Consider the following 13,617-nt stretch of genomic DNA (forward strand, 5'->3'; position numbering starts at 1 on the left):
GTCGACAAGCCTTGCGAATAGAGGGCGGCCCGCAGACCGCACCTGACAATATCAATTGCACCAGCATGATCACATAAGCGTTCTTTTATAGTGCGGCAGTTTGAGCCTGATTGACAGGATGACGGCTGCGCCACCAGCCAAAGGTCAGTAGCGATACGCCGCCAATAATCACCAGTGCGCCGAGCAGGGCAAATCCGGATGTGTAGCTCCCTGTACGGGCATATAACATAGCAACCATAAAGCCTGCCAGGGTTCCGCCACCGCCTGCGCCCAAGCCGTTGACAATCCCTGCGGCAGCTCCCACCGCGTGAGGGCGCACGCTAGATTGGATAATCGACCAAATGTTGGGCGTGAAACTGCTGGCGTAATAGCCCATTGCGAGGGTAATCAACGTCATTTTCATCACGCCACTTTGGACCAGCGGCAGCACCAGTAACATCGCGCCGGGTATCAGCAATCCCAGCGAGGCGATGAGGATGCGCTTACCGGTTTTATCGCTGAGCCATGACATCGGGATTGCCAACACCACGGCGAGCAGATAAGGCAATGCACTGGCTAAAGCCGCGTTCCATCCACTGAAGCCCAGCGAGCTCACCGCCATCGGAATCCACAAGGTAATGCCCCAAAACAGCATTCCCTGAGTGAGGTAAGTGACGATCAGCAGCACAAAGGAGAGTCCGCCAAAATCTTCGCGTGTCAGACGTGCCTGACGCGGGGCCACTTTTTCCGGTTGAATGGGTGCATCGCGGGTATTCAGCAGCACACGTGCGTACAACGGCACCATAATCAGCAGTCCAATGCCGCCACACAGGAAGAACAGATTACGCCAACCCATTAAATCGTGCAGCGGCGTCAAAATGATGAAACCCAGACCCAGCGCCAGAAACTGGCCGTAATAGTGAATCAGACTGTTGGCGCGCGTCAATTCCGAAGGGGTAAACCAGAGACGAACAAAGCGGGACTGCTGCGGCCAGTAAATCCCTTCGGCGACACCTAAGACAAAGCGGCAGGCGACCAAGAGGACGACGGTGCTGGCAAACCCTGTCGCGAGGGTGGCAACTGACCAAAGTGCCATCATGCCAATGGCGATAGTTTTGGGATCGTAGCGTGTTGTAAAAATACCGCCAGAGATATTCGCCACAATGTAGCCAATCAAGAACGCCGTTAATACCAGGCTAGAGGTGGTGGCAAAATCAGCGCCACTGAAGCCAAGATCGCTCGCGACTTCTTTTAATGTGACTGAAAGGTTGGTGCGGTCGATGTAGGAGATAAACATACCCAACATCAAGGTGCCGCCGATACGGAGCCAGGGAGATCGCATAGGGAATACCTCAGTGAAGGCCGAAATTGGCGCGCCACAGTGGCACGCCCGCTTTCAGGGTGAGTTGAGGCACCAGCAACTGGCTACCCGTAAGGGTATGCTGATGGACATCGGTGAAGCTGACATCGCGTTTTTCCAACCGGAACAGTGCCACATCGGCACAACTACCGGGTTGCAATGTTCCTATTTGCTGAGGCATGCCGAGCAGCGCGGCCGGGCGTGCGGTACAGCGCTCCACCACATCGAACAGTGACATGCCCATGGCAAGAAATTTAGACATCACCCAGGGTAGGCCAAACACCGGTGGACGATTGAGCGTCAAAGCGGAAAGGTCGCTGCTGATGATGTCGGGTAAGAAATCATCGCTGACTGCCAGTTGTGCGACGCGCTGAGAGAAATTATTGCGCCCGTGTGCGCAATCGAAGATCACTCCTCGTGCACGGGCTTGTCGAGCCGCCGATTTGACCTGCCCATTCTCGTCGAGCAGAGTGTCACCCTTACCGTGGAAACAATGTGCGAACACGTCCCCGCTGCGGAATATTTCCAGCAGTTGTTCAGTGGGTTGAACCGGATCGGTCATGTGAACGGCTACACGACAGTTAAGTTGCTCGGCCATCTCTACCGCACGAAGAAAGGGCCGGGAACCCAGATCACCCACTACAGCGCGCTCCTGTTTCAGCTTCAGGCCTAGCAGCGTTTCGGGATAACGGCGGAATAGTTGCTGCAGACGGGGGAAATCAAAATAGTCTGGGTTGTGGTTTTCCTCTTGCCAAAGTTGTCCGCCGGGATAAGCCGTCACAAACGCTTTGATGCGCACCATGCTGCGGGGAATCTGGTCACGTAAAAAACTTTCAACATTCGCTGAGCCTGCGGAGCCAGCATCAACAATAGTGGTCACGCCAAAAGGTAATGAGGCGAGATCGGGCGGTACGCTACTGTGCGTTCCGCCATAAAAGACATGCGCGTGATAATCAATCAGGCCAGGAAACAGGTAGCAATTCTTAGCATCGATGATCTCGGTACGAGCGCTAACCGGCGTATCGGGAGAGGCAATCAGGTCATTAAGGATATGAATATCCTGGCGTTGCTGGATATTCCTGGCGGGATCAATAACTTCAGCATTTTTAATTAAGATGTGACTTTCAGACATCGCAGGGCAACCTCTTATCGGGGGTTATTTACTTTTCCTGACATTCAAGTCTGACGACAAAAGTGGCGTTGCGCCTCGGTCATTTGCATGGAATTTCCCTTAAAGCCACAGGGTTTTCTGGCAAAAAAGACAAACCACTTTTATCTTCTTCACACTTCTCCTGATTCTGTGATCGATGCTGGAATACGCTATTCAGACACGAAAAATTACGAACTGACATTTCTTCATTTAATGACTTCTATGGCTGAATTTTACTAGGGCATGAAGTTAATTAGGCTTACATTTCAGTTTGTTAGCATTTCTTTTTTTATTTGCTACCCAGGGGTACCTCAAGTAAACTCAAAATACGTCATTTTTGAGATTACTTGAGATGAGATTACGCCGCCCCCCTAAACAACTGCTAGATACCTTGACCAACAGCGAGGCTGTAGAACTGCTGAGCCGTTGTGATGAGTGGGATGCGCGTTATTTGCACTTCGACGAACTTAGTCGTCGAATTCGTGATGCAGATGAGCGGTTGGCCGTGTGGAGTGCATTAAAATTTAAACGTCGCAGTACGGCTAAACATTTTGTCATCGCGTCACAAGAAGTCAGTTGCAACTTTACCGCCAAAATCAACGCGGCCATTTCTCTGGTGGATCGCATGACGTTTGCGCGCAATGGTCAGCCTACTGACGAGGACGCGGCCTCCTATCTGATGTCCCAATTGATCATGGAAGAGGCGATCTCCTCCAGTCAGCTCGAAGGCGCAGCAACGACCTCACGCGTGGCGATGGAACTGCTGGCGGTAGGCCGGGAACCCCGTAACGAAGATGAAAGCATGATTATGGGGAACTGGCGGCTGATGCAGCATATTGCTGCTATGGGAGAGGGACCGCTAACGCGTGCCGATATTTTGCACATGCATCACATTGCCTGTGCAGGAATCAATGACGAAAAATATCGGCCGGGGGAGGTGCGCTGCAATAACGATGTTTTTGTGGCAGGACGTGACGGCGAAATTATCCATCAACCCCCCGATTACACCCTATTAAACGGCATGCTTGATGCGTTATGCGCTGAAGTCGAATTTCTTGAACAGCAGGGCACACACCCATTGCTGGTGGCTTGTGTTTTGCACTTTGCCATTGGTTATATCCACCCATTTAATGATGGCAACGGCCGCACGGCGCGGGGTTTGTTCTATCATCATTTGATTCGTCGTGGCTATCATGCGTTCCGTTACATATCGATCAGCAAACTCCTTAAAGCGGCCGCCGTCAAATACGGTATGTCATACCTCTACAGTGAAACGGATGAGCTCGACCTGACCTATTTTGTCCAGTTTCAATGTGAAATAGTGATGCGAGCAGTGAACGCATTCACAGATCAAATTACTACGCTGCGTCAGGAACGGTCGCGGCTGGTGCACTGGGTAGAGGAAAACATGACGTTGGCGAAAGGTGAGCTGGACATCATGGCCATTGCGCTGCACGCGCCGGGTTCTTTGTTGAGCGCCGCCGGTGTGAAATCCAGACTCGGTGTCGCCGATAATACCGCACGCAGTCGTTTAAAAAATCTTGCCGATCAGGGGTTACTGAGACCCATCAAAGAGGGCAAGGGCACGGTTTATCAAGCGCCGGTCTCACTCTGGAAACTTAAAGAGTGGTTGAAAAAACGCTAATCGATCGCAAGAAATCGCAAAAAGTACTATTTTTGCGATTGCTTGCGATATCCTCCCAACTTTCCATTGCCAATAATCGCTCACAACAATGTTAACAACTTCCGCCACAACGTCAGCGGTGTGGCGAAAAGTCTGTAAAGACGGGAATTCATACAGTTCCCGTTATCAAAAAATGCGATTTATCCTCACTAATGATTAATTCTCGCTGCGAAAAATAAAACGTGATTTCAATCACAGATTGAATGCCGCCTGATTTGTCAGTGATTAGCCCGGCTACATTCATAAGCGGAGCTAACGACACACTCAGCAACGGGTTTTTACCTTTCGCTAACGTACGTTAAAATTCTGTTGAGTTTATGTAGGTTTATTTTGGGTGGTAATTGATGAAAAACGTTGAGGGATTGGCATGGTTAACAAATTAACCAGTATCGTGCTGGCGATTCTGGCATTAGCGCTGCTCTATATGGGTGGGAAGCTGCTGATGCTGGGCGGCAGCGCGTTTTATGCACTGATGGCGGTAGGCTTACTGATCACCGCCATTTTACTGTTCAGAAACCAGCGTAGTGCGCTGGCGCTGTATGCGGTTCTGATGTGGATTACCCTTGCCTGGATTATCTGGGAAGTGGGCTTTGATAAATGGCAGTGGATCCCGCGCGGCGACCTCTTCGGCGTGATTGGTCTGTGGCTGGCGATGCCATGGGTGGTGAAACCGCTGTATCAAGGCGAACGTCGCTTCCACACCTTCCTGGGTGGTACGGTGATCGTGATGATTGTGGTAGTGATCGGTCTGTGTTTCTACGATCCATTGCCGCAGGCGGGCACCATCACTAACGCACGCGAGCAAACCAGCGAGCGGGGTGCCGCAAATGACTGGACGGCGTACGGTGGTACCACTGATGGCCAGCGTTTCTCCGCGCTGAATCAAATCACCAAAGACAACGTGAAAAACCTTGCGGTGGCCTGGACTTATCACACCGGCGATTTACGTCAGGATGCGGATGCCAGCGAATACACCTTTGAAGCAACACCGTTGAAAGCCAATGGCATGCTCTATTTCTGCACCCCGCACAATGAAGTGCACGCACTTGATCCAGAAACGGGTGCTGTGAAATGGAAGTACACACCTAACAAAGATCGTTCTTACCTTCAGCAGCACCAAACCTGCCGTGGTGTGAGTTATTACGAGCAAAGCCCTGTAGCCGCGCAGGATTCTGCTGCTGCACCGGCCATCTGCCGTAAACGTATCTTCAACGCCACGACGGATGCACAGCTGATCGCGTTAGATGCAGATACTGGCAAACCTTGCGCCGATTTCGGTACCAATGGTGTGGTGGATTTGCATGCCAATATGGGCGAAGTACGTCCACATGCGCTGATGCAAACCGCAGCGCCGCTGGTGGCGGGTAAGCTGGTGATTGTCGGTGGTTCTGTCATGGACAACGGCTTCAACAGCGGCAACCCATCAGGTGTGATCCGTGCTTATGACGCCGAAACCGGACGTTTGGTATGGAACTTCGATCCCGCAAACCCTGATAGCACCTCGCCGATTGCCGCAGGTCAAAACTATCCGCAGGATACGCCGGTTGCCTGGGGCACACTGAGCGCCGATCTGAAAAATGGTCTAGTGTATGTACCTTTCGGTAATGCTTCTCCAGATGAAGTAGGCATTGAACGTGATGCCAACAGCAATACCGAGAAATTCCGTGACGCCTTGGTGGCGTTGGATTTGCAGACCGGTGCATTTAAATGGCGTTATCAGAGTTCCAATCACGATCTTTGGGATCGCGATAACCCGTCTCAGCCGTCATTGTTGGATATCGATTATCAGGGCCAGAAACAGCCCGTGGTGATCCTGCCGACCAAAACCGGCAACCTGTTTGTGTTGAATCGTTTGACGGGGCAACCTGTCTATCCAGTGAATCAAGTGAAGGTATCCACCGAAGGTGGTGTGCCAGGTGAGAAATTCGCCGCCACGCAGCCGGTATCGAGCCTGAACTTCATTCCGGACCCATTGACTGAGAAGTCAATGTGGGGCATCACGCCGTTTGATCAGATGTCATGCCGCATGGACTTCCGTTCACTGCGCTACGACGGCAACCCATGGACGCCTGCCACCGAAGCTGGCTCGCTGATCTTCCCAGGTAATATTGGCGTGTTCAACTGGGGTTCTGTGGCGGTTGATCCACAGCGTCAGATGCTGATTGCCGCGCCAGTGCGTCTGGCCTACAAGTACAATCTGATCAAACGTACGCCGCAGACTGAAACACAGCGTCTGTTTACCAAAGACGGTCAGCCTTACTGGAACGAAAACTTCCAGGGTGACTACGCGATTCATATCCAGCAATTGGCGTCTGGCTTGGGTATTCCGTGTATCGCACCGCCGTGGGGTCGTATGGTGGGCGTTGATCTGAAAACCGGTAAAACTGAATGGTTACGTCGCGTTGGTGTGACTAAAAACCTGAAAACCAGCTTCCTGCCAGGCCGATTCCCGATTGGTTTCCCAATGGGTATGGTGGCGCACGGTGGTCCATTGTTAACGGCGGGTGACTTGGTGTTCCATGGCGCGACGGCAGATAACTTCTTCCGCGCCTATGACAGCACCACTGGTGAACTGCTGTGGCAGATCGAACTGAGCGCAGGCGCGCAAGCCACACCATCCACCTTTATGGGTAAAGATGGTAAGCAGTATGTGGTGATTGCCGCAGGTGGACACGGTTCGCTTGGCACCCAAGCCGGTGACAGCGTGGTTGCATTCCGTTTGAAATAATCATGTCGTGGTTAGGGCGCAGTGAGTGCTTAGTGCCTGATAGTTAAGACCATCATTGAGAGGCTGCCATTTTTGAGAATGGCAGCCTTTTTTGCACTTGTTAGTGCGGGCCGCAGCACCTCTGCTGCTGCCACGGGCCGTCCTCGCGCCGCTGCGCGGTGCCCTCGGCTGCAACGTCGTGCCGGCCGGAACGTTCGGGTACGGCCGTCCTGGCCTACCCGAACTGCCTGTCGCATCCCTGCGACTGGCTCCTGGCACAACGTCTCCGCCTCAGCGCTGCGAATAGCCCGTGGCAGCAGCAGAGGCGCTGTGGCCTCAAACATTGTGCCCTTTGCAAAAGCAAAGGCGATGTGGCCTCAAACACTGTGCCCTTTGTGGCAGTAAAAGCTATCGCCTGATTCATCGTGCCCTCTCCAACAGCGTAAACAGATGTTAGCAAGCAGGCTGGGGCCGCTCTGGGGCTGGCATTTCGCAGCGCTGAACGGAATGAGGAAGCCAGGAGAGCCAGCATGGATGCTGGCGAAAGGTGCAGCCGGGACAGGGAAAGTCCCGTCTGCACCGGTCCGTCAGGCTGACGAGTGAAGTGAAGGTACCGCGTCAGCGGCGCGAGGACCGCCAGCCCCAGATCGGCACCAGACTGCGTTATGGCCTGTACCGGCAACCCCAGAGCGGCACCAGACTGCGTTATCACCTGAACACAAGCGCCTAAGCAGCACCAGACTGCGTTATTCTCACAGGCTCAACACAATCGTGTGATTAACGTTTCGCTCGCTCTGCTTGCACCCGTTGTGCAATGCGGTCACCAATGGTTTTGTCGATGTTGCGCCAATATTCGAACGCACGGGATAACACCGGTTCCTCCACGCCATCCAATAGATGTCCGCTGACGTTATTGACCAAACGGTCGCGCGCGGCGTCATCCATCACCTTATTCACCAAGGTATTCGCCTGACCGAAATCATCATCATCTTTGCGCAACGTATACGGCGCACGCACCATGTTGCCTTGTGATTCCCAAGTGGAGTCGGTGGGATAACGCTCGCCATCCGCCACCGGACCGCCTTTGGAATTAGGTGCATACACCGGATCGGACACGGGATTGATGCGCATCGCGCCATCTTTACTGTAGCTGTGTACCGGGGCGTGTGGCGCGTTGACCGGGATTTGTTTGTAGTTCACGCCTAAGCGCGCGCGGTGTGCATCAGCGTAGGCAAACACTCGTCCAATTAGCATCTTGTCAGGGCTCAAACCAATGCCCGGCACCAGGTTGTTTGGCTCAAACGCCGCTTGTTCGATCTGCGCATGATTATCGGTAGGGTTGCGGTTGAGTTGTAACGTGCCGACTTTGATCAGGGGATAATCCGCATGCGGCCATACTTTGGTGAGATCGAATGGGTTAAAGCGATAGGTTTCTGCCTCGGCAAACGGCATGACCTGCATATAAAGCGTCCAGCTGGGAAACTCGCCCTGTTTAATCGCATTAAACAGATCGCGGGTGTGGTAATCACCATCCTGTCCCGCCAAAGTATCCGCATTCTCTTGGGCAAGAAACTCAACTCCTTGGTCAGTTTTGAAGTGATATTTCACCCAAAACTTCTCACCCTGCGCATTCACCCACATGTAAGTGTGACTTGAATAGCCATTCATATGACGCCAGCTTTTGGGAATGCCACGGTCGCCCATAAGCCAGGTGACCTGATGGGCTGACTCTGGCGACAACGTCCAAAAATCCCACTGCATGTTGTGATCGCGCAGATTATTGTCAGCACGGCGTTTTTGCGAGCGAATAAAGTGCTGAAACTTCATCGGATCACGAATAAAGAACACCGGCGTGTTATTGCCCACCATGTCGTAGTTGCCTTCGCTGGTGTAAAACTTGAGGGCAAAACCTCGCGGATCGCGCCAGGTATCGGGACTGCCGCGTTCACCTGCAACGGTTGAAAAGCGCATCACCACATCAGTTTTGGTGCCGGGCTGAAATACAGCGGCTTTGGTATAGCGGCTCACATCCTCAGTGACTTTGAAGTGGCCAAACGCGCCGCTGCCTTTGGCATGGGGCTGGCGCTCAGGAATACGTTCGCGGTTAAAGTTGGCCATCTGCTCAATCAGGTAGTGATCGTGCAACACCAGTGGGCCATCAGGCCCAACGGTAAGAGAGTGCTCATCGCTGGCTACCGGAATGCCAGCATCCGTGGTGGTCGGTTTACGATCTTGATTGCTCATAATATCTCCAGCTTTTGTAAGGGTAATGCAACCCCCTAAAGGTAGCAGCACCGACCAAACTTGCAGGCGAAGCGGGAGGGGAGGCGAGAGTTAATGCTTTAGCGTCATGATGAGTTGAACCAGATTACTGATAGCAAAAAACACCAGTATTAACCCACCACCGATATTAATGGCAATGGCCAACTTACGTATATTGATAACCCGCGCTGAAGTCAGCAGCGTAAAACAGATAATCACCAGCCACAGGCTCATAATGGCAATATGGATCGAAGCCAGCAGAAGATAGTGAGCTAACGCATGATCGCGCCCCGCAAACTGCGATACCACGGTCAGGTAGAGCATCACCGCTTTTGGGTTAAGCACATTTGCGAGCCACGCATCCTTAATGCCGATACGTGCAGTGCGATGTGAGGCAACCGGCTGAGAGATGTGACGACCTCGACGCATTAATTGCATGCCGAGCCATAGCAAATACGCGGCGCCAGCAAAACTCAGCAGATTGAAAATAATCGGCGAGTGCAGCAGCAGGGCGCTGATGCCCAAGCCAATCAGTAGCGCATGAGTGTAAATTCCCAGCGCGGTGCCAAGGATGATTGCCGCGAGTCCACGAGAGCCTGCAACCAGAGTGTTGTTGATTGCGAGCGTAAAACTTGCTCCCGGCGACAAGGCCACCGGTAAGATCGCAATAATGAAGGCGAGCAGGTGCAAATTCATCGACGTAATAGCAAAGGAATGTTAAATAATTTTGAATAAAGATCAGGTGTAAAGCAATACTGTTCTGGCTGTTCGCACTTAACATCATGAATTAACGTAAGGGATTATTATGACGATTGCTTGTCTCCACACTGCCGCCAGTAATATCGCACTCTTCGATGATGCGGCACATGCACTCGGGTTACCGGTTACCGCGCTGAGTCATATTGTGATGCCACATCTGCTCGCTGAAGCGGAGAGCAGTGGCGGCATGACACCCCATCAGCAGCAACGCTTAGATCAGTTTTTACACACGTTGACACCTTGGTTCGACGCGATTCTGATCACCTGTTCTACCCTTGGCCCAGTGGCCGATAGCTTTGTCGTCGATGAGCACGACTGTCCCATTTATCGCACCGACCGCATGCTAGCCGATCACCTGCATCAAATCGCAGGACCTGCATTGGTGTTGTGTGCTGCGGAGTCAACGTTGGCCGCAACTCGCGCATTGTTCTGTCCGGCGTCTTTACCTGCTGATAAGCAGCCGCAGGTGGCGCTTATTCCTGATGCCTGGGCCGCATTCAAGGCCGGTGATCATCAGCGATATCATGCATTGATTGCCGAAGCGGTAGCACAAGGGCGTGAACAGGGTGCACAGCAGGTCGCTTTGGCGCAGGTTTCAATGGCAGCCGCCGCAAAAAGCATCAGTGCCGAATCGCGGCCATTAACGATTCCGCAACTGGCATTAAAAGCAGTGATTTAACCGGACGATGGGGCCAGGATTCATCGAGGCCCAAATCTCTGGGTATTTTATGATAAAAATTTTTTCCGGTGATGATACCAAGGAATAAAATAAACCAGCATGCTGCCCCAAAATATTCCAATGGTGAGCCCGCTTAATGCACCGTGTATAAGATTGAATTGCAGTGAAGCGATTAATTCTGGATGGATAACCACAGCGACTGAAAGCGTATATTTAATCACAAAGGCCAATAGCATAAATATAAGCGGCAGCACCGATCCCGGTCTCGTGATGGTATCGCGATTACCGCTCGCTAAAGGTTTTGCGGTGGCGCGACTCAATAAAGCACCTGTTGCACCACCGACCAATACCCCTGCAATCATCGCTAAAAGGGTATAACCCAACCAAGTTGTTTCGCGAAATACCCCGAAAAGGCCCCAAATCAGAAAAAGTAATGGAATATAAAACAGTTTTTGTACGGCCACCTCTCGCGTGTGTAACGCTTTTAAACCACGAAAAATCAGATAGATGAAAAGAACCCACACCCACACAGGTGTGTGCTGAATCAAAGCCATCATATTCATGTTTTTCTCCTGCAGCCTAATCAGTGGTTGCCCATTCAGTCTCACATTCAGCCTGTGATAAAAAATCACACTGTTGTGAGATTATTTTAGTGCAATTACGGATGAAGCGAAAATAGTCTTTGGTCGGCGTAATTTAATAGATCCGTGAATAACGAGGCTATTTGATAAAGTCGCAATAATTATTTGCATCCATGGTTATTAGTGATTATGGTTGGCAACACTTTTTTACGCTTAGCGATCATCTTCTTATAAAAACCTCTGCAAAAGAGGAGGCTTGGCTATTGCCGTCTGCCAGGAACATTAATGCAGACGATATTCAATATAATGTGGGCGGTGTCAATAAACATGAATGTTTTTTCAAACCTTTGGGATAAAGGAGACACGCAAGATGCGTCAGTCTATGGCCACACACCACGGCTATTATGTTCGTCGTAAAGCTATCAGTATTGCGATCGGTCTTTGTATCGGCATTTCAGGTGCCGCTGCCGCAGAAAACGATACGGAAGAAGCGACCAAAAGCCGTGAACGTAATTATCAGGACGAACAGGAACTGGTGGTGACAGGCGAGAAAACGGAACGATCCATTTTTGATACCGGATCAAGCGTTGAAGTTTTTGACAGCCGGCGTATGGATGCGCTGCCAGGCGCAAACACCGTCAATGATTTGCTCCGTATGACCGCCAACACCGTGGATGTCGGTATCGGTAATGACCTGCCAACCGTGCGGGGTGTTGACGGTTCAGGCCCTTCCACTGGCGCGGGGGCTTTTCTTAGCGGAACTCGTCCGCGTCTCGGTTTATCGCTCGATGGTCGAGCGCTCACCTATAACGAACAGGCCTACGGACCGCAATCATTGTGGGATCTAGATCGCGTTGAGGTCTTCCGTGGACCGCAAAGTTACATTCAGGGCCGCAATGCCATCGCGGGTGCCATTGTCATGACCACCAAAGATCCCAGCTTTGAATGGGAGAGTGCGCTTAAAGGTGGCTTAGGTAATCAGCACGCATCGCAACTGGCCGCCATGGCGAGTGGACCGCTGATTGATGAGCAACTGGCGTTCCGTGTCAGTGTCGATCGCCAACGCCGCCGCAGCGACATCGATCTACCGGCTTATACACCGGTGGGTGATCCCCGCGAGGTGCAGACCACCAATGCGCGCGCTAAATTGCTGCTGAATCCAGCAGGGTTACGCGATGTCACCACCAAGCTCACGTTTAATCACTCGGATGCCGGTGCGCCGCAAAATGAGAGCCTCAACCCGATGCCGCATCCCACTAACTCCCGTTATGAATGGCGGCGACCGGTATTTAAAAGCAACGTCAATAGTGGCATCTGGGACGTGGCGTGGGAGGCCAGTCCCACTTTGCGGCTCGAGAATAAGCTGATTTATACCGGCTTCAATATCAATCGCTACACCGCACTCACTCAGCCGCATGCAAAAATTGATGGGCGCGAGGTCCACGTAGAGCCGGTGCTGCATTTTGGTGACGGTGACAGTCGTCTGCGCGGTTTGGCAGGGCTGCGTTACTTTGATGCTTCACAAGACGAATCGGTTTATATCTTCGGGGGTTCGACCTTCAAAGACTCGACGCGCACGAGCTCCGCCTACGCAGAGATGACCTACGGCGTCACGCCGCAGGTGGATATCACCGCCGCCAGCCGTCTTGAGAGTGAGCATCGCCGGCGTGTGGGCGGTAGCAACAGTGTGCGTGTTGATCTGGATGAGACCTATAACGTTTTCCTACCGAAACTGGATCTCGCCTGGAAGCCGCAGCCTGGCCAGACCTACGGTGCCCGCATTGCCCGAGGTTATAACGCCGGTGGCGCGGGTATCACCCTCAGCGCGCCAATCACCAGCTACACCTACGACTCAGAATATGTATGGAACTACGAGTTGTATAGCCGTCATCAAGCCACTGAGAATCTGGTGCTCACCAGTAATATTTTCTATAACGATTATAAGGACATGCAGCTCCCGTATTATCTTGCGAGCGGTTCGTCAGTGATTCGCAATGCCGATAAAGTCGAAACCTACGGCGCGGAACTGGGAGCCAACTGGACCCCGCGTTGGGATCTGAATCTGTTCGGCAATGTCGGTTTACTGAAAACCAAAATTAAGAAGTTTGCGGATAGCGGCGTCGAAGGACATGAACTGGCTCGTGCTCCAGCTTATACCGCCAATCTCGGGGCAACCTGGCAAGTCGCAGCGGGTTGGGAAGTGAGTGGCAACGTGGCGTTCTCGGACTCTTATTACTCCGCCTATGACAACGACTCACGCGGGCGTATTGGTTCTTACTGGTCGGCGAATGCGCAACTGGCTTACAACTTCCTCTATGGTCGCGCCACGCTGTACGCGCAAAACCTGTTTGATTCTGACCGCAAAACCATGGTCAGCGGTAATGACGTGTATGGCGCAACACTGCAACGCTCACGCATGGTGGGTGCGGCGCTGGAACTGACATTCTAAGGAGAGA

General features: G+C 52.3%; 9 protein-coding genes. 4 read left to right on the top strand and 5 right to left on the bottom strand.

The window, feature by feature from the left end; all coding sequences use genetic code 11:
• Positions 1–85 precede the first annotated feature (85 nt).
• Together F3J38_RS09400 and F3J38_RS09405 are read right to left on the bottom strand one after the other, a co-directional pair.
• Positions 86–1,321 (bottom strand): MFS transporter, encoded by a 1,236-nt coding sequence (locus tag F3J38_RS09400; RefSeq protein WP_167137471.1) that lies wholly within the window; start codon positions 1,319–1,321, stop codon positions 86–88.
• A gap of 10 nt (positions 1,322–1,331) precedes the next feature.
• Positions 1,332–2,471, bottom strand: a complete 1,140-nt coding sequence (locus F3J38_RS09405; protein ID WP_167137474.1) for a metallo-dependent hydrolase — start codon at positions 2,469–2,471, stop codon at positions 1,332–1,334.
• Between the two features lie 370 nt (positions 2,472–2,841).
• On the opposite strand from F3J38_RS09405, the gene F3J38_RS09410 reads away from it, so the two are divergent.
• Positions 2,842–4,134 carry a Fic family protein gene (locus F3J38_RS09410; protein ID WP_167137476.1) on the top strand — a complete coding sequence of 431 codons (1,293 nt, stop codon included), beginning with the start codon at positions 2,842–2,844 and terminating at the stop codon, positions 4,132–4,134.
• A gap of 406 nt (positions 4,135–4,540) precedes the next feature.
• Positions 4,541–6,901 (top strand): membrane-bound PQQ-dependent dehydrogenase, glucose/quinate/shikimate family, encoded by a 2,361-nt coding sequence (locus F3J38_RS09415; RefSeq protein WP_167137479.1) that lies wholly within the window; start codon positions 4,541–4,543, stop codon positions 6,899–6,901.
• A 756-nt stretch (positions 6,902–7,657) separates the two neighbouring features.
• On the opposite strand, the gene F3J38_RS09420 is transcribed toward F3J38_RS09415, so the two are convergent.
• Together F3J38_RS09420 and F3J38_RS09425 are read right to left on the bottom strand one after the other, a co-directional pair.
• Positions 7,658–9,124 carry a catalase gene (locus tag F3J38_RS09420; RefSeq protein ID WP_167137481.1) on the bottom strand — a complete coding sequence of 489 codons (1,467 nt, stop codon included), beginning with the start codon at positions 9,122–9,124 and terminating at the stop codon, positions 7,658–7,660.
• A 90-nt stretch (positions 9,125–9,214) separates the two neighbouring features.
• A complete protein-coding gene (locus tag F3J38_RS09425) occupies positions 9,215–9,838 on the bottom strand; it encodes a LysE family translocator (RefSeq protein WP_167137483.1) in 624 nt (207 codons plus the stop codon).
• Between the two features lie 109 nt (positions 9,839–9,947).
• On the opposite strand from F3J38_RS09425, the gene F3J38_RS09430 reads away from it, so the two are divergent.
• A complete protein-coding gene (locus F3J38_RS09430; RefSeq protein ID WP_205298205.1) occupies positions 9,948–10,580 on the top strand; it encodes a glutamate racemase in 633 nt (210 codons plus the stop codon).
• 47 nt (positions 10,581–10,627) lie between these two features.
• Here the strand turns inward: F3J38_RS09430 and F3J38_RS09435 are convergent, their stop codons facing one another.
• The gene (locus F3J38_RS09435) at positions 10,628–11,143 is read right to left on the bottom strand and encodes a DUF6622 family protein (RefSeq protein ID WP_167137486.1); all 516 of its coding nucleotides are present in this window, start codon (positions 11,141–11,143) and stop codon (positions 10,628–10,630) included.
• Between the two features lie 388 nt (positions 11,144–11,531).
• On the opposite strand from F3J38_RS09435, the gene F3J38_RS09440 reads away from it, so the two are divergent.
• On the top strand, positions 11,532–13,610 hold the full coding sequence (locus F3J38_RS09440; RefSeq protein WP_167137489.1) for a TonB-dependent receptor: 2,079 nt from the start codon (positions 11,532–11,534) through the stop codon (positions 13,608–13,610).
• Positions 13,611–13,617: the final 7 nt, after the last annotated feature.

Origin of the sequence: Candidatus Pantoea formicae (assembly GCF_011752625.1) — a bacterium.
Taxonomy (GTDB): Bacteria; Pseudomonadota; Gammaproteobacteria; order Enterobacterales; family Enterobacteriaceae; genus Pantoea; species Pantoea formicae.